Here is a 16,718-nt window from a genome sequence, read left to right on the forward strand (position 1 = left end):
CAAGACGCTTCCCGGATCGGAAATCCCGGGGGTGCCCGCATCGGAGATGAGGGCTACGGACTCTCCAGTATGGAGCCTCCGCAGCACCTCTTCAGACTTCACCTTTTCCTTTTCTCCCCAGTAGCTCATGAGGGGCTTCGAAATGCCGTAGTGGTTCAGGAGTTTTGAAGAGTGGCGCGTGTCCTCGGCGGCGACGATATCGACCTCTTTCAAGACCCTTAGAGCCCTGAGCGTTATGTCCTCAAGATTACCGATAGGGGTAGAAACGATGTAGAGGATGCCTTTCATGTCCCTCGTCTCTAAAGTGAGATACGCCGCTGAAAAGCGTTAATGCGAAGGGTTGGAATCAGGCTGTGCCATGCGATACTCTATTTCTTGAAACTGCCCTTAAATCTATTCAGCCACATGATATGGCTTCTCTCTTCGTTGATGATTTCATCCACGATTTCCCTTTCTTTCACAGCATCCCGTATACCGTAGAAATAGAGGAGGGTCTCTTTTTCGAAGCCGAGCGCGAAGTTCACCGCGTCCTCAACGGTCTTCACGTGAGCGAGGGACGGAAGGGATTTGTTCTTTCCGAGGAAGAACTCGGACTCCACGATAGCCCTGAGGTACTGTTCGGCCTCTTCCCAGTTCTCCGGCTCGTCATCTCTTATGATGCCGGCAAGCTCGCTGAATGTCTTCTCGTGCCTCTGCTCCTTCGCGGCGAGGTTCGAAAAGAGCTTCGCAAGTCCTTCGTCCCGCCTTAAGTTCTCCGCCATGGTCGTGTAAAACTGGTATCCCAACCTCTCCGTCTGTACGGCCTGGTCGATGACTTCCCGTATCGAAAACCTTTCCATGTATCGCCTCCTCTATCCGAATCGTGACCGGTTATTCCGTATCGAGTTTCAGCAGTTTTCGCAACTTCTTGTCCGCCTTTACGATTTCGTCGACGTCGTCACCGGTAAGGTCCCATGAATATTCGCCCTTCGCGGTCCTGTGGAGCTTGATCTTTACCGGCTTCCGGGGTTTCACCTGCTGGATGTCGGGCTGCTTCTTAACCTGAACGGCATTGTCGGCGGCAAGAAGAATTCCCGGAGAAGAGAAAACAGCGGAGAGACAGAGAGAGAGTGAAACGGCGGTAATTGTATGAAATAATTTCTGAGAAAAAATCATCGAAATCCTCCCCGGCTTTTCGTTTCTCCGCCTGCTCCTAATAGCTCCTGTAACGGTTTGTTATCGGGAATCTCCTGTCCCGGCCGAAGGCCCTCCCCGTTATCTTGATGCCCGGCGGTGACTGCCTCCTCTTATACTCGCTCCTGTCGATCATTCTGATAACTTCTTCGACGCACTTCGCTTCGCAGCCCAGGCTCAGGCCCGCGGGCAGGATCTCCTCGAAACTCCTGTCGTCTTCGACGTATGCCTTCAGGATAGGATCGAGGACTTCATAGGGAGGGAGTATATCGCGGTCTTTCTGATCGGGTTTGAGTTCAGCCGAAGGCTCTTTTGTCAACACCCTTTCCGGTATGACCTTTCCGGACCCTTTCTCATTCCTCCATTCGCAGAGCTTATATACCATCGTTTTCGGAACGTCCTTGATCACCGCAAACCCGCCGGCCATGTCGCCATAGAGCGTAGCGTAGCCGACGCTCATCTCGGATTTGTTCCCCGTCGTCAGGACGAGCCAGGCAAACTTGTTCGAAAAAGCCATGAGGATGTTGCCCCGTATCCTGGCCTGAAGATTCTCTTCCGTCGTATCCTGTGCGAGCCCCCCGAAACGGGCCTCGAGAACCTTGAGATAGGAATGGTATATCTCTGCGATCCGGACCTCAAAGAGTTCGATACCGAGATTCCCTGCGAGTTCGAAGGCGTCTTCCCTGCTCTCCTTCGAGGTATAAGGCGAAGGCATGAAGAGCCCTTTCACGTTCTCATTCCCGAGGGCATCCACCGCAATCGCGGCGACGATGCTCGAGTCGACGCCGCCGCTCAAACCGATGACCACGCCGCTGAACCTGTTCTTCCTCACATAATCGGCTGTCCCGAGGACGAGGGCGCTATAGACTTCCTCAGCGGGATCGAAGACCCGGCTCACCCTTGCCGGAAGCGGGTTTCCTGTCTTCTGCCTTTTCTCCCGCGAAATGGTTATTCGCTCCGACCGTGACCCCTCCGCAGTGACGGCCTCCCGCCTTCTTCGAGGGTCGTGGAGTCTTCGCATGAAGACGGCATCGGCGTTCAGGTCGATTATGAGCAAATCCTCCTCGAACTGTTTCCCCCTGCATAGGATCTCACCTTTTTCGCTGCAGACGAGACTGTGTCCGTCGAAGACGAGTTCATCCTGACCGCCGACGGTATTCAGATAGGCGATGATCACTGCGTTATCCGTTGCGCGCGAGGAGAGCATATTCTCCCTGAATGCAGCCTTCCTGAAATGGTAGGGGGATGCGTTGATGTTGATGATCAACTCAGCCCCGAAAAGGGACTGCACGTGAGCCGGTCCGTCGGGATACCAGATGTCCTCGCAGATATTCACGCCGAATTTGAAATCCCTGATGCTGTATACGGGGAACCGGGTCCCTGCCTGGAAATACCGGTATTCATCGAAGACCCCGTAATTGGGCAGATACATCTTATGATAGACATCCGTAAGAGTCCTGTTGTGGAGGATCGCGGCGGCATTATAGATGTCCTCTTTCCTGTCGACAAAACCGACTATGGCGGTTATATCCCACACTTCCTCCCTGATTTTCCCGAGGGCTTCGATGTTGTCCTTTATGAACTGCGGTTTCAGGAGGAGGTCTTCGGGGGGATACCCGGTGACGGAGAGTTCGGGAAAGGCGACGATATCGGCAGAGGACTCTCCTGCCCTCCGTATGTACTGAATGATCTTCTCCGTGTTGCCCTCTAAATCCCCGACGGTCGGGTTGATCTGGGCAAGGGCGAGTCTCAGCGTCCTCATGACTAATAATAATGAAAGGGAGCCGATTTGTAAAGGCGAGCCGGCCATCGTTGTGCTGTCACCGTCAGCGATTTTCTTCGCCCGATATATTATAATGTGCGGAGGCGATTATCTCTCTTCCAAGGAGGTTCGTAAGGCCTTGCGATTATGGCCGAAGTTGTTTAAGGGTTTTCGGGAAGTAAAGGTCTTCTTCATATCCTTGAGCCTGATTGTGCTCTTCTTCATCGCTGCAATCTTTTTCGGTATCTATCTCAGGAGCGATGCCCTGATGTTCGAGACCATCAGGGATGAGGCGAGATCATATTTTGACCTGATCCTGCAGACGAGAATATGGAACGCACAACACGGCGGCGTCTATGTGGAGAAGAAGGAGGGTGTCGGCTCAAATCTTTATCTGAAAGAGGTAGGCATCGAACCGGACATAGTCTGCAGCAACAACAGGGTTTTGACGATGCGGAATCCCGCCCTTATGACGAAGGAGATTTCTCAACTTATCGGGAAAAGAAGCGGGGTAAGATTTCACATAACCAGCCTCAAACCGATAAACAGCGAGAACTCACCGGACAGGTTCGAGCGTGACGCGCTTCTGGAATTTGAAGGCGGTAAGAAGGAGGTCTCGAGCGTGGACAGGACAATCGTTCCACCTCTATTCAGGTATATGGCACCTCTCTCTGTGGAACAATCGTGCCTCGCCTGCCACGAACGGCAGGGATACAAGGTGGGAGATATCCGCGGGGGCATAAGCGTCACGATACCGCTCGGCGGATTGGAAGAAAAGATGCGCACAAACAGGATCATGCTGATGCTCCTCTTGATATTCACCGTTGTGCTTCTCATGTCGACCCTCTACTATATGGTCTGGAGGCTTGTTTTACGGCTTCATGAATCTAGGAAAAAACTAAGGCATATCTCGATCACCGACGAGTTGACGGGACTAAGAAACCGGCGGTATATCATGGGACGATTGGGAGAGGAATTCCAGCGGGCAAGGCGCATCGAGAAGTCACTGGGCGTGATTATGCTCGATCTCGATAATTTCAAGCAGCTGAACGATCTTTACGGGCACCAGTTCGGAGACGTCATACTTCGTGCCGTGGCTAAGCGGATGCAATCGAGCCTCAGGGACTATGACCTCGTCGGAAGGATCGGCGGGGAGGAATTCCTTATCGTTTCGCCTGATTCCGATATTGAAGAGACCGGCAGGATCGCCGAGAGGATGAGGACCATCATCAGAGACGAACCTATCGGCGACGGTTCGAAAGAGATGACCGTTACTGTCAGCGCCGGCATAACTATGCTGAGAGATGAAGACCGGGGTATCGATGCCCTGCTCAGGAGAGCAGATAAGGCGTTATACAGGGCCAAACAGGAGGGGAGGGACAGGGTCGCCTCGTCCTGAGAATGTTGTTGCCCGTTGATTTCCGTGAGGCTCTGCCGCCCCGATAAACAGTTGTAACCTCGCTCCAATATAGTGTAGACTTCAAAGACCGATAATCAAGATTCGAGAACGTATCTCAATGCATAACCGGTGAAGGAGGAATAATGATGAAGAAGGGAATAATCGCAAGTTTCGTTTTAGTTGGCCTGTTGATCTTCAGTCAGGCCTACACTGCTGAGCAGGCGGTGCATTCGGGTCATCACGGGTCACAGGCCGAAGTCCAGCAGGTCAAGGAAATCGTCAGCCGTATCCTCGCAAACAACGCCGACTTTATGAAGAAGCACGGAGCGGAATATTTCAACCCTTTCCTCGAATCGCAGCATCCTAAGGCGACCGTCGTCTCCTGTTCTGATTCAAGGGTGCATGTGCATGCCCTTGATCAGACCCCGGACAATGACCTCTTCGTCATAAGGAATATCGGCAACCAGGTTGCGACCGCAGAAGGCTCTGTAGAGTACGGGGTGCATCACCTCCATACGCCGCTGCTCCTCATTGTCGGTCATGTGAGGTGCGGGGCGATCAAGGCTGCCTTGGGCGATTATTCGAAGGAGTCCTCCGCCATAAAGAAGGAACTGGATACCATATCGATAGCGAAGGGCGGCGACTGGCTCGAAGGGGTGAAGAAGAATGTGAACAATCAGGTTGCGGATGCGATGAAGAAGTTCGGCGCTGAGGTTAAGGATGGAGACCTTGTCGTTGTCGGTGCGGTGTATGACTTTGCGAATGACCTCAAACAGGGATATGGAAAGCTGACCATTATTAACGTGAACGGCGACACGAGCGCTGACAAAATCAAGGTCTTCGTCGATACGAACAGCAGCGCGATGTAATCTCCAGTCGATAATGGTGATGCTGAGACTTGTCTAAACGGGCAGGGCAGCCTTTGCCCCGCTTTGCTATCATTGCCCATACCCGATCCCACTGAAGGTGAACGAAAAGGCGAACTGATCGTTCGCTCGGAAAAGAATCACTCCCTTCTCAAATTGTCAGAATATCGAGTGCACCGACATAATGACACGTTCAAGAAACTGCAACTAGCAAGCAGTACATCCAGTACAAGAAACAGGCAGATTTTTGCTCCTTGGCAAGACTTCTGCACGAACTCAACACAGTGAAAATGCGCTACAGCTCAGTTACGATCGGTTCTCACAATTCTATTGGTACGCGCATGGTTCAACAATCAGCTGTCCACAGGAAAGAAAGCATGAATGATATAATGTGTATAACTTGACAAGTAAGTTTGCAGGTGCTAAAGACCCGCCCTCGGCGGGGCAGCCGACACGGAATGAGGAGGGGGAAAACAATGAGAGGAAAAACAATGAGAGGAAAAACAGTTCCTATGCTGATTGGATTGGCAGTGGTGATCCTAAGCGTGGTTTTGCTGTCCTGTGCGACCACCCCTACGACTCAGTCCGAGATAAACGAGCAGCGGGCATCAATTCGGGACATGGCAAACCGGACCCTCTCAGAGCTCTACGGACAATACCCGGGAGCGAGATCGAGGGTACATAAGGCAGCCGGATATGCGGTCTTCAGCGACTTCGGCATGAAATTTCTGTTTATGGGTTCGGCTACCGGCCATGGCATTGTGATAAACAACGAAACGCGGCATGAGACCTTCATGAAGATGGTCGAGCTTCAGCCCGGGTACGGATTCGGGGCCCAGAAATTCAAGGTCATTTTTGTCTTCGATACTCAGGCTGTGCTCAACAACTTCGTGAATTCCGGCTGGGAGTTCGGAGGCAGCACGGCAGCGGCAGCACAGACGAGCACTCAAGGCGGCGGCGCTGAAATGGGAGCGACGGTATCGCCCGGCATGACCATGTACCAACTCAGCGGAACCGGAGCTATCGTCGGTGTCAGTATTACCGGTGCCAAGTATTACAAGGATGACACACTGAACTGAGACAGATTTTGGCAATACATGAAAGTGACTTAGGGGCCGGGCAATCTCGGAAATGAAAAGCAATGCTCGGCCTCGTTTTCAGGAGCGAAAACAGTTCTCAGGGTAATACCCGTGAGTCGTCCACTGTTTCACCTGATTCCCCGTCCGTGGCTCCCAATGTCAATGCCAGATGAACAGAAACTCCCTCCGGATTCAGGAAGCTTGGAAGCCGATCTTTTCAAATCAAAAATAGATTAAGAGGTAGAGCAGCTGAATAAACGTAACGGCTTGGCCAGCAGGCTAGTGAAAGGCTATCAAGCCAATGCCCGGCAACGCAGCACTTAACGACCACCCCAAAAGTCGGGATACAACAACGTTAAGCCTAGTGTGATGCCATATTTTGGCGCTGGCCCATTGTACGAGACGTCCTTGAACGCCTCGACGAAACAGCTCACATCTTGCCGACCGATCTTGAAAACACGTCCCGCTCCGAGATCAAGCGGCAACAGCCGCTTGCCGGTCTTCCAGTCAAAGACGATCTGGGGCTGTGATCTGACAAACCAGCCTTTTCCTAATTGGTAGGAAACGAAGGGTTGCAGAATCATTTGATTCACATTTGCACGATCGGGATCGCCGCCAAAAGAGAACAGGTTTTGCACAAGCACGCCCGCCAGCCACCGCTCTGGCACAAACGCCAGCACCGCAGCTGGTCCCGCCTGCCATTTGCCCTGACCAGTGACAGACGAACTAGCCGTCGGAAATATGAAGGCCGGCCCAACTCCCCATAGTACACTATGCTCCTCATTGAATATGGCAACGTCGACGAATTTTAGATCGCCGAACCCTGTCGCATTGCCGGGGAGTGTGACTGCCACTGGAATCGTTAAGAGCGAAAGCTGAGGAAAGGGCAGCAGGCGGTATTCAGGTAATGGCATGGTCACACCAATCGTGAATGTGTTGCCATGCCCTTCCAACCCCGCGAATTGGGGAGCGTAGCTATCCTGAAACCGGACTTGCAGAATACTCGATATTGGCGCATTGGCTTGTTTGACCAGGTCCGGCTGCGTTGGGGCGGTCATATTTCCGTCATCAGCCCGCACCCCGCTGGAGCCAAGCGCATACAGCAGGAAAAGAAAAAATAAGATGTTCAAATTCTTAAGATTCAATTTTGAGTACCAGACGCGGAGTTCTCACAGTTCCCAAAGCCCTCACTGCAAGATATTCCGCCATTAGCCCGAAAATTCGCATCTCCACTCCTCAGTCAAATTAACATAGGTGTACTTTTATTGCCTCCGATTATAATCTGTGATTTTGGGTTTTTGTCAATAATGCTTTCATTTAGATGTTTGATGCGGCAATTCACCACTATCGCAGACTGCTTTTGGGTGATAAAATTATATCGAGGAAATAAGATAGCTTCTCATGACTGTCCACGACTAAATTGGGACGAACCATCTAGAGGAGAGAGAACATGGAGCGGAAGAGATGATTGATTGGCGAGTACATAGGTTCGAGCACAGGAAGGACATCTTCTTTGGGGGCTGCAAAGGCTATTTCGACTTTTATCCCGTGATCCGAGCTCGCCTGAGTTTTGCGGCTTCGAGTATCTTTCGCCTGATAAGGTTGTCGGCATCAGTCCACGAAACGATCTCATCAATGCTGCGATAGCACTCCGGACAAATATTGTTCTCATTGAGCGAACACTTCTTAACACAGGGTGATATTACTTCATCTTCTTTTTCATTTCGCGATTTCTTCATTTGACTAGCACTCTTTCATTTAACAGGCCTAAGACGCGGAGAAAGGAATCTACAACGACTTCAGAACCAGAATAACCCCCGCTCCTAACATGACCCATCCGATAGAGAAAAAGATCGTTGCAATCCAATCGAGGGATTTATAGTCAGAATCGGACGAGCGATACTCTTTTCTAGAATTGATTGCCAGCTCCCGAATTGCAAGGGCGACTTGTGACAATGCTACGGTAATCGGACCTCCAAAAATAAAGCTAATTCCAAATTGCAATCCCAGAGCTTTATCCAGTATGAGACCAAACCTGGTCAACTCAGTGCTGACACTATCCATAATTTGACTCCCCTCCCGAAAGTTATAATATCATTGGTCAAACTATACTTTCATGTCTCAGATAAGTCAACAAGCCCTTCAGATATGAGATCATCGGGAAACCATTATAAATATGACGATTTGAAACAGGTGGAAATACTACTACCTATACCATGCAAAAAAAAAGCGGCAAGATTATTCACTTGCCCCGAGTGATTTAATTCGACGAAAGCGCCCTAGCGTTCTCTTCTCCTCCGTTTCCTCAGATGACAAACGGAGCCTAATCCTGCAGCCAACATAAATATAATAATGCCCCATTCGGTAAGAGTGGGCACGCTAACGCTGGGAGCGCTAACGCTGCATCCGCCGTCGACTGGTCCGTTGACAGTCGAGACCGTAACGCTCGATATATTTGAAGGGCCGCCGCTGCTATTTGTAATCCCAATCCATAGTGAGATCGGCGTATTTCCATCTATGCCGGGAACAACTCCGCTTTGAAGCTGGGCCAAAGTATACGTCTGTCCAGCCCCGTCACCCGCCTGCATAAAGATTGAGGAGGTTGCATTGAGCGTAGCGCCATTCCCCGAGCCATAGCTATCACCATTTAATCCGGTGAGAAGGCCGGCGCTATCAAAGGCAAAAAAATGCCCATCACCGCTTGTGTCAAGCCATAGGTTTATTGTTGGATTACTCCCGGTGCTGACAACAGACACACCCTGCAAATCATTAAGTTTGATTCCACTGTTAAAGAAAAGAACTATACCCGCGTCCGAGTAACCCGAACCTGTGGCAGTCAGATGAAAACCGGAGCCTGAAATGGAAGATGACGCATCTACTCCCGGAGGGGTACCGGCTCCCGGCGGCATCTGGGTATTCCTCACGTAGAAACCACCGCTGTCATTCACAGAGAAGTCCACGTTGCGACAGGATGTTGTGAATACGGTTGTGAACGCGTTAGCCATTGTCGTGGCCACACCAACCATAAAGACCACGAAAAAACATCCCACCCGCAAGAGTTTCCTCATAATCTGTCTTCCTTCAAAGGGTCAGTGAGATCCCTGACTGCCTGTGCCACGCACAATTATATCAAATAGTAAATATACGTGATACAGGAAGGATTGTTCTTCTGGTAACCCATCCTGTATGAGCACGCTTTAGAATGGAATCCATTGTCAGTCGCACCTCGCTCGTCGGCGAAGTCCCGGCTCTTACAGCCCAATCGTAATTGATCTGCGAGGCTAGAACAGTCCTTGTTTCAGGGTGCCGTCTGCCATTACGTATATCGGAACTCCCGTCAGTTCCGCTTTCTGGGCCTCCGTGATGTCTTCTTCGACCATTCTCGTCGCCTCTCTCAGGATATCAACCTCTCTCGTGAGGTCTTTCCTATTCTTCTTCAGCCATTCTGCCTGCTGTTGAACCGCCTTTTGGGTCGCTCCCGGATGAATCTGCTCGAGCGGGAAGAACTTCACGATCACCCGGTATTCCCCTGTGTAGCTCCGGATCTTCTCCATGGCCGCTTTACAGTAGGGGCAGTCCGGGTCAAAAAACATGAAGACCGTCTGTTTGCCCGACGGATTATAAACGATCCTGTCCTTCTCGGTGAGTTTGAATCCTATTCTGCCGAGTTCCGGCTCGAGCTGTTTTGTAAAAATCGGCTTGTTGTTGACATAGACCATCGAATTCGGCACTATGGACTTGCCGTCGCTCGAGATGAAGATGAGGACCGGCATTTTTGCGGCTCCCTCCTTGACATAGACGACGACGGCTTTCCAGTCAGGGGAAGTCGTATCCGCCACTTCCCTGATCGCGTAATCCTTGACCTGCGCTGAAGACGCTATGAAGTCGGTCGTAATCTTCTTGTAATCCGGTTTTGAACACGAGACATTTACGAAGGCGATGAAGACTAGAGAGACCAAGAGGATAATCTGTTTCATTTCTTTCTCCTTAACGATCGGTGATTGCTGCGAAGGCATATAGGAGAGTACCACAGGGAATTAGGATTTTCAATATGAGGGTGCGGATTTCGTAAAGAGCCGAGGTCTTTTGCGTGAGGCGTGCTGTCGATCCGAACGGGCTTCTCAATCGCCTCATGGGCGGTGAGTCACTTCAGTCCCCGTGCTTTGAAAACTCGGGGATGATGCGCTGGTACTCTTCATACGGCAACTGAGAATGCCAGTTTCCGGTAACCATAGCCGCACCGATCGTAAGAAAGATGATGAGGAGGAGAATAATCGGATAGAGATAGGGCCTGAGAGTCCTGCTGTTTTTCCGCGTACCGAGGGTTATATCGAGGGCCCCTTCCGAAGGACAACGGCTTACGCAGGTCATGCAGGCAAAACACTCCGGAGATTTCACCGTGTCCTGATTCTCCACGACGATGAGCGACGGACAGTTCTCGGTGCAGGAATGGCAGTGCACGCAGTTCTCTTCCTTCCGCCGTATCTTAAAGGGACTCAGGTAGCTCAGCAGCCCGAGGAGCGCACCGTAGGGGCAGAGATACCTGCACCAGAAGTTCTTATAAAGGAGAGAGAGCCCGCAGTGGACCAGGAGCACCCAGAAGGTGATCTGAGACATCTCCGTAAAGAATTTCAGCATCCTCACGTCGACGATCTTGTAATAGTCGGTGATGAAGAAGAGTACGATCATATTGAGGGGCATGATAATCCCTATCGAGACGAGGAAGAGAGCCATGAGGATATATTTTAAGGATCTCAGGGAGGTATCGGTCGATTTTCCGATATTGAAGTTTCTCCCGAATATCCTTTTGCCGGTCATCCAGAAAAACTGGGAGACGGTTCCTACCGGACATATCCAACCGCAAAAGCCTTTTTTCATGACGAGCGAGACCCCCATCGCCGAGACGAACAGAATGAGGCCCGCCGGATGGACGGGATCTACCACTCCCGTGAAGAGGAAGTATTTAAGCGCCATGAGGCCTGATATCGGCAAGAATGCGTCAACTGAGGAAGGTCTCTCGAAAAAGGGATAGGCGTTATTTTCGAAATGAAGAACGAACTGGTAGAAACGATACCCTATGAAAAGCACGAAGAGGAGAAATGCGAGTTGTATGACATACCGGAATGTCCTGATGTATCTCCTCTCGCGGCTCATCTTTTATTATAGCTTCTTTACACGTCGCAACGACAATGATCTTAATCATGATATGCTAACCGCATGGTTAGAACGGAACGAAGAATCGATATTTCCTGACGAAATTGCGGAAAGTCTTGGCGACCATTGTTGCGGGCTCTTTCTGGGGGCTGACAAGATAAAATTTTCTCCGAAGTTTGGATCCCTGCAGGGGTAAGAGTCTGATGCGGCCCTCCTGTGTAGCCTTGAAGACAGACCATTTTGAAACAAAAGCTACCCCCAAACCCGATTGCACCATCTGGACGATCAACTCCGGATTCCCCAGGGTCATGGCTATCCTTATCTGCCCAAGGTTTACTCCGAGCCTTAGAAGGAAACCGTCGATCAATTCTCTCGTGCCCGAGCCTGTCTCGGGCATGATAAATGGCTGAGATAGGAGGTCTTCTGCGGTGAGCGTCTTTATCTTTGTCAGGGGATTGTCGTCTGACGCTATGATAACTATCTCGTCCTCTGCAATCTCCTCTATGAAGACCGAGGATTTCTTTGCCCCTCCCCCGATGACCCCTATATCGATCTTGCCCTCATGAAGATCATTCATTATGCTCATGGTGGACGATACCGAAAGGTCCACCTTCACCTCGGGATATTCCCTCGAAAAGCCATAGAATACCTGAGGGAGCAGATACGTTGCAGCAGTAATGTCTGCGCCTATGGCCAACGCGCCCTTCACTTTTTGCATCAGGGCGAGGATATCATCTTCCATCTTCTTGAACTGCTCGAGAATCCGTTTCGCATGCTCGTAGAGAAGCCGTCCGGCGGGTGTCGGTATCACCGTTTTGGCCTTTCTGATAAAGAGTTGTACGCCCAGCTCGTCCTCAAGTTTCTTTACGAGATGGCTCATTGCAGACTGAGTCATGAATTTTGCCTCAGCAGCTTTTGAGAAGCTCTTCATCTCAATGGCGAGGCAGAATGCCCTTAACCTGTGGTCTTCCATGAAATCTCCGCGCGCCTCTCTATCTCTATAGGGTCTCTCCGAGAGTCATTGTACCACGAACCAATATGAAAGATTTTCATATGAGGAATGATTGGAATAAATTTGACCAAGTCGGTTGAGAATAACTATGCTGAAAAAACAATGAGCAAGGAGGTGTGGCATGAGTAAGGCAAAGCTGATTATTGCTTCAACCACAAGTACCCAGAATTCCGGTCTCTTTGATATTCTGCTGCCGGCTTATGAGAAATCGTCTCGTTATGATCTAAGAGTGGAAGTAATTGCGGTCGGAACGGGCAGGGCTATCAGGGTTGCAAAGAAGGGAGAGGCAGACATGCTCTTTGTCCATGATCCCTTCAGGGAGGAGAAGTTTATAGCAGAAGGATACGGCGTGAACAGAAGGGCTGTTATGCATAACGATTTTGTCCTCCTTGGACCCGGCAGAGACCCTGCCGGCATTAAGGGCGTAAAAAGCGCGATCGATGCCTTCGAGCTCGTCGCCGAGTCCGGCTCTTCTTTCGTCTCCCGCGGAGATGATTCAGGCACGAACATAAAGGAATTGGACATCTGGGATGACGCCGGGGTGAATCCGAAGGGAAAGGGCTGGTATTTTGAGACAGGCAGTAAGATGGGGGACACCCTTCTCGTGGCGAACCAGAAAGTGGCATATACACTCTGTGACAGGGGGACCTTCCTCAATTATGAATCCAAACTATCTTTAAAGGTCCTTTTTGAAGGAGATCCGCTCTTAAAGAACCGCTACAGCGTGATAGCAGTAAATCCCGACAAATTTCCCGACGCCCGGTACAGGGAGGCGATGGATTTCATCGCTTTTGTCACGTCACCGGAGGGACAGCGTATCATCGCTGATTACAAGAAGCATGGCGTCAACCTCTTCTATCCCGATGCGGTTTCATCTGGTATAAAAAAGAAAAAGTAACGCCGGAAGAAGAGGAGGACAGATGAGATTCGGTGGCTTGTTCGTTTGCGGCATGCTTATGCAGAGCAGTACGATGAATAAGGAGGGACTATGGTTAAGGTAGCAACACTGCTTTTCGTGTCGGGAATCTGCGCCCTTGTCTTGGGCATACTGCCGGTATCTGCCGGGACCGAGATCATCTGTGCGTCGACCACGAGCACGGAGAATTCCGGGCTCTTTGATTACCTGCTGCCCCAATTCGAAAAAAAGACCGGCATCAAGGTGAAGGTCGTTGCGAGAGGCACGGGGGCGGCCATCGAGATGGGAAAGCGAGGGGACGCCGATGTCGCCTTCGTCCATGCGAAGGAGCAGGAGCTGAAGGCTGTCGAAGAAGGATTTTTTGTGAACCGTCATGATGTTATGTATAACGATTTTGTCATCATAGGCCCTCCTGATGATCCCGCGAAGATAAAGGGAATGAAGTCTGCCGCCGAGGCCTTCAGGCGGATCGCGGATTCAGGATCTTCCTTCGTTTCTCGCGGAGACAATTCCGGCACCCACACCAAGGAACTGTCTATCTGGAAAAAAGACGGGATAGAGCCGAAGGGTCAGAAGTGGTATCTCGAAGTGGGCCAGGGGATGGAAAAGACCCAGAGGATCGCGAATGAGAAGCGGGCTTACACCCTGACCGACAGGGGGACATGGCTCGCGACGAAAGACAAGGACCGACTCGAAATGGTGGTCGTCCTTGAAGGAGATCCTATCCTCTTTAATCAATATGGCGTGATGGCGGTGAATCCGGAAAAGCATAAGCACGCTAAATATAAAGAGGCGACGGAATTTATCAACTGGCTGATATCGAAAGAAGGCCAGCAGGCCATCGCCTCTTTCAAGGACAGCCACGGCAACGCCCTTTTCATCCCCGATGCGAAATAAGGGTGTGCCGGATGCTTGCCTGAACTGAAACACAGAGGCAGCTCTGAAAGTCGAGAGATGAGGCGGGCAGGAAGGTTAGGCTCTTTCAACTCGCTGCCTGCCTTCTTTGCCTGTCTAGACCATGACTTCGATACTCGAAAGTTTCATTAAGGCATTTTCACTCATCCTGCATCTGAATAGAGAACTCTTGGGGATTATCGTTCTCTCCCTCAAGGTTTCCGGCTCCGCCCTTATTGTCGCAACATTACTCGGCCTCCCTTGCGGAGCGCTCCTCGCTCTCAGGAGTTTCCCTCTGAAGAGACTCATCATTACGGCGCTCAATACCTTCATGGGTCTTCCCCCCGTGGTGGTCGGATTGTTTGTCTATCTCCTCTTGTCGAGGAGCGGCCCCCTCGGCTTCATGGCCTTGCTCTACACCGCGACAGCGATGGTGATCGCCCAGACCATCCTCGCATTTCCGATCATATCTTCTCTCAGCCATTCTGCCATTGTGGGCGTTGACCATATCATCAGGCAGGCATCGATGACTCTCGGAGCCACCCCTTTTCAGGTTTCACTGACGATCATCAGGGAGGCGCGGTATGGAATCATGTCAGGAGTGATCGCCGCCTTCGGAAGGGTGATGGCCGAAGTCGGTGCAATACTCATTGTGGGGGGCAATATCGCGGGCTATACAAGGGTCATGACGACTACGATAGCCCTCGAAACGGACAAAGGGAACTTTGAGCTCGCCCTCGCACTCGGCATAATACTCCTGACGATCTCTCTCATCATAAATTTCGTGCTCCACGTTGTTCAGAGGAGAGGCATGGCTGGTATCGAGAGATGAACCTCACATTCGGCGCTTATCATGTTACGAAGAGCTATCAGGGAAATCCCGTCCTGAAGGATTGTTCCTACTCCTTCGAGAGGGGCGGGGTTTACGCGCTCATGGGACCGAACGGGTCCGGGAAATCGACATTCCTCAGGCTCTGTGCCCTCCTTGAGGACCCTGACCACGGTAAGATCACCTATTTTGACGGCGGTCGCGTCCTGAAGAAGGATATCGAATTGAGACGCATGATAACCCTCGTGCTGCCGAAAGTCGGCGTCTTTAACACGACCGCGTTTAAGAATGTTTCGTACGGGTTGCGGCTCAGGGGCATGAAGCGGGGCGAGACTGAAGAGAAGGTGGAGAAGGCCCTCGATTTTGTGGCACTGCTCGATAAGGGAGACCAGAACGCCCTCACCCTTTCTTCCGGAGAGACCCAGCGTCTCGGAATAGCGAGGGCAATTGTAATCGAACCGGCGGTCCTCTTCCTTGACGAGCCGACCGCTTCCGTCGACCGGAAGAATACGGAGATCATCGAAGAGATAATCCTGAAGATGAAAAAAGAGGGCGGCTCAGCGGTCGTGATTACGACCCATGACGGGGAACAGGCAGAGAGACTCGCCGATTATATGCTCATCATGCGTGATGGAGAGATTTCGGCGGGTTAAGAGCCTTCCTTTTCTCATCCGTACGCCTTCGCCGGAGATATGATCTATGTCAATGCAAGGTCCCCGCATTCCTGGTAAGATATATGCAGATTCGAAAAGGTTTCATTCGTAACATTTGAGGAGGAATTCCGATGGAGCTGAGCGCCAAGACAAAGATCGACGACCTGCTGAGAGACTATCCGTTCCTGCTTGATTTCTTTATCAAGCGGTCGCCCAAGTTCAAGATGCTGGAGAGCACGGTCATGAGGAAGACCGTAGGGAAGGTGGCCCCTCTTTCTCACGTGGCGCACATCGGGGGCATCGAGCTCGGGACCCTGCTTTCTGAAATCGCATCGGAGATAAAGGCGAAGACAGGAGTGGAAGTCGCGATCTCGACCGAGGCGGGGCCGTCCGGACCGGTGGAGGACGCTGAAGCGCGTCAGGAGATCCTGAAGGGGATCATACGGGACCTCCATAAGGGCGTGGACATGGCTGTCCTGAAACAGCGGTTTTATGAGCTCATCAAGGACATCGATGCTACCGAGATAGCGAAGATGGAACAGAAGCTCATCGAAGAAGGGATGCCCGAAAGCGAGATAAAACGCCTCTGCGATGTCCATGTGGAGGTCTTCAAGGAAGCCTTGGGGGAGCGGGAGGTCCCTTCTGCTCCGCCCGGACATCCCATCCATACGTTCATGAAGGAGAACAGAACGGCCGAGACGATTGTTCAGGGGCTCAAGGCTGCTCTCGAAAGGCTCTGCGACACTCCGGAGAAAGAAGTCTTCAGGCAGCAGAAAAAAGAACTCCTCGATCTCATCGAGCGTCTCTCGTCGATCAACCTCCATTATCTCCGCAAGGAGAACCAGCTCTTTCCCGTCCTTGAGGTCCATGGGATTTCTGGTCCTTCCGAAGTGATGTGGGCGATTCATGACGATATACGCCAGACCCTGAAGTACGCGAGGGCTCAGACGGCAGAGCTCCAAGTGCCCCTCGTGTACGGCA

General features: G+C 51.4%; 17 protein-coding genes. 8 read left to right on the forward strand and 9 right to left on the reverse strand.

All coding sequences use genetic code 11. The annotated features are described in order from the left end of the window. From VEI96_09085 to VEI96_09100, 4 genes are all read right to left on the reverse strand, one after another. Window positions 1-288: SAM-dependent methyltransferase (locus tag VEI96_09085; GenBank protein ID HXX58139.1), on the reverse strand; the 288-nt coding region annotated here is incomplete at its 3' end. A gap of 80 nt (window positions 289-368) precedes the next feature. Next, on the reverse strand, window positions 369-839 hold the full coding sequence (locus VEI96_09090) for a ferritin family protein (GenBank protein ID HXX58140.1): 471 nt from the start codon (window positions 837-839) through the stop codon (window positions 369-371). Between the two features lie 31 nt (window positions 840-870). Continuing rightward, on the reverse strand, window positions 871-1,155 hold the full coding sequence (locus VEI96_09095; protein ID HXX58141.1) for a hypothetical protein: 285 nt from the start codon (window positions 1,153-1,155) through the stop codon (window positions 871-873). A gap of 37 nt (window positions 1,156-1,192) precedes the next feature. Beyond that, window positions 1,193-2,935 (reverse strand): NAD+ synthase, encoded by a 1,743-nt coding sequence (locus VEI96_09100; GenBank protein ID HXX58142.1) that lies wholly within the window; start codon window positions 2,933-2,935, stop codon window positions 1,193-1,195. A 139-nt stretch (window positions 2,936-3,074) separates the two neighbouring features. Between VEI96_09100 and VEI96_09105 the strand changes: the two genes are divergently transcribed. The 3 genes from VEI96_09105 to VEI96_09115 all read left to right on the forward strand — a co-directional run bounded on the left by VEI96_09105 (window position 3,075) and on the right by VEI96_09115 (window position 6,279). Beyond that, window positions 3,075-4,334 carry a diguanylate cyclase gene (locus VEI96_09105; GenBank protein HXX58143.1) on the forward strand — a complete coding sequence of 420 codons (1,260 nt, stop codon included), beginning with the start codon at window positions 3,075-3,077 and terminating at the stop codon, window positions 4,332-4,334. A gap of 143 nt (window positions 4,335-4,477) precedes the next feature. After that, entirely contained in the window at window positions 4,478-5,203 is a 726-nt protein-coding gene (locus VEI96_09110; GenBank protein ID HXX58144.1) for a carbonic anhydrase, read from the forward strand. A 509-nt stretch (window positions 5,204-5,712) separates the two neighbouring features. Next, window positions 5,713-6,279: a YSC84-related protein gene (locus VEI96_09115; GenBank protein HXX58145.1), complete on the forward strand. Its 567-nt coding sequence runs from the start codon at window positions 5,713-5,715 to the stop codon at window positions 6,277-6,279. A 320-nt stretch (window positions 6,280-6,599) separates the two neighbouring features. On the opposite strand, the gene VEI96_09120 is transcribed toward VEI96_09115, so the two are convergent. The 5 genes from VEI96_09120 to VEI96_09140 all read right to left on the reverse strand — a co-directional run bounded on the left by VEI96_09120 (window position 6,600) and on the right by VEI96_09140 (window position 12,406). Next, window positions 6,600-7,409: a hypothetical protein gene (locus VEI96_09120; GenBank protein ID HXX58146.1), complete on the reverse strand. Its 810-nt coding sequence runs from the start codon at window positions 7,407-7,409 to the stop codon at window positions 6,600-6,602. Window positions 7,410-8,558: 1,149 nt separating this feature from the next. Next, window positions 8,559-9,347: a hypothetical protein gene (locus VEI96_09125; GenBank protein HXX58147.1), complete on the reverse strand. Its 789-nt coding sequence runs from the start codon at window positions 9,345-9,347 to the stop codon at window positions 8,559-8,561. Window positions 9,348-9,560: 213 nt separating this feature from the next. Further along, the gene (locus tag VEI96_09130; protein ID HXX58148.1) at window positions 9,561-10,256 is read right to left on the reverse strand and encodes a thioredoxin fold domain-containing protein; all 696 of its coding nucleotides are present in this window, start codon (window positions 10,254-10,256) and stop codon (window positions 9,561-9,563) included. 172 nt (window positions 10,257-10,428) lie between these two features. Further along, the gene (locus VEI96_09135) at window positions 10,429-11,433 is read right to left on the reverse strand and encodes a 4Fe-4S binding protein (GenBank protein HXX58149.1); all 1,005 of its coding nucleotides are present in this window, start codon (window positions 11,431-11,433) and stop codon (window positions 10,429-10,431) included. Window positions 11,434-11,500: 67 nt separating this feature from the next. Then, entirely contained in the window at window positions 11,501-12,406 is a 906-nt protein-coding gene (locus VEI96_09140) for a selenium metabolism-associated LysR family transcriptional regulator (GenBank protein HXX58150.1), read from the reverse strand. 160 nt (window positions 12,407-12,566) lie between these two features. Here VEI96_09140 and VEI96_09145 point away from each other — a divergent pair, with 160 nt between their 5' ends. The 5 genes from VEI96_09145 to VEI96_09165 all read left to right on the forward strand — a co-directional run. Beyond that, entirely contained in the window at window positions 12,567-13,343 is a 777-nt protein-coding gene (locus VEI96_09145) for a substrate-binding domain-containing protein (GenBank protein ID HXX58151.1), read from the forward strand. A gap of 90 nt (window positions 13,344-13,433) precedes the next feature. Then, window positions 13,434-14,258 (forward strand): extracellular solute-binding protein, encoded by an 825-nt coding sequence (locus VEI96_09150; protein HXX58152.1) that lies wholly within the window; start codon window positions 13,434-13,436, stop codon window positions 14,256-14,258. Between the two features lie 187 nt (window positions 14,259-14,445). Then, window positions 14,446-15,087, forward strand: coding sequence for an ABC transporter permease (locus VEI96_09155; protein ID HXX58153.1), 642 nt, complete (start codon window positions 14,446-14,448; stop codon window positions 15,085-15,087). Continuing rightward, window positions 15,084-15,737, forward strand: a complete 654-nt coding sequence (locus VEI96_09160) for a phosphate ABC transporter ATP-binding protein (protein HXX58154.1) — start codon at window positions 15,084-15,086, stop codon at window positions 15,735-15,737. The genes VEI96_09155 and VEI96_09160 overlap by 4 nt, the downstream gene beginning before the upstream one ends. Window positions 15,738-15,868: 131 nt before the next feature. After that, the coding region (locus tag VEI96_09165; GenBank protein HXX58155.1) for a DUF438 domain-containing protein at window positions 15,869-16,718 on the forward strand (850 nt) is incomplete at its 3' end.

It is taken from the genome of Thermodesulfovibrionales bacterium, assembly GCA_035622735.1.
GTDB lineage: Bacteria > Nitrospirota > Thermodesulfovibrionia > Thermodesulfovibrionales > UBA9159 > DASPUT01.

Coding starts and splice junctions, on each gene's coding strand:
- VEI96_09160 (HXX58154.1), top strand. CDS start 15,084: ATGAACCTCACATTCGGCGCTTATCATGTTACGAAGAGCTATCAGGGA.
- VEI96_09130 (HXX58148.1), bottom strand. CDS start 10,256: ATGAAACAGATTATCCTCTTGGTCTCTCTAGTCTTCATCGCCTTCGTA.
- VEI96_09090 (HXX58140.1), bottom strand. CDS start 839: ATGGAAAGGTTTTCGATACGGGAAGTCATCGACCAGGCCGTACAGACG.
- VEI96_09115 (HXX58145.1), top strand. CDS start 5,713: ATGCTGATTGGATTGGCAGTGGTGATCCTAAGCGTGGTTTTGCTGTCC.
- VEI96_09110 (HXX58144.1), top strand. CDS start 4,478: ATGATGAAGAAGGGAATAATCGCAAGTTTCGTTTTAGTTGGCCTGTTG.
- VEI96_09150 (HXX58152.1), top strand. CDS start 13,434: ATGGTTAAGGTAGCAACACTGCTTTTCGTGTCGGGAATCTGCGCCCTT.
- VEI96_09095 (HXX58141.1), bottom strand. CDS start 1,155: ATGATTTTTTCTCAGAAATTATTTCATACAATTACCGCCGTTTCACTC.
- VEI96_09125 (HXX58147.1), bottom strand. CDS start 9,347: ATGAGGAAACTCTTGCGGGTGGGATGTTTTTTCGTGGTCTTTATGGTT.
- VEI96_09135 (HXX58149.1), bottom strand. CDS start 11,433: ATGAGCCGCGAGAGGAGATACATCAGGACATTCCGGTATGTCATACAA.
- VEI96_09140 (HXX58150.1), bottom strand. CDS start 12,406: ATGGAAGACCACAGGTTAAGGGCATTCTGCCTCGCCATTGAGATGAAG.
- VEI96_09145 (HXX58151.1), top strand. CDS start 12,567: ATGAGTAAGGCAAAGCTGATTATTGCTTCAACCACAAGTACCCAGAAT.
- VEI96_09100 (HXX58142.1), bottom strand. CDS start 2,935: ATGAGGACGCTGAGACTCGCCCTTGCCCAGATCAACCCGACCGTCGGG.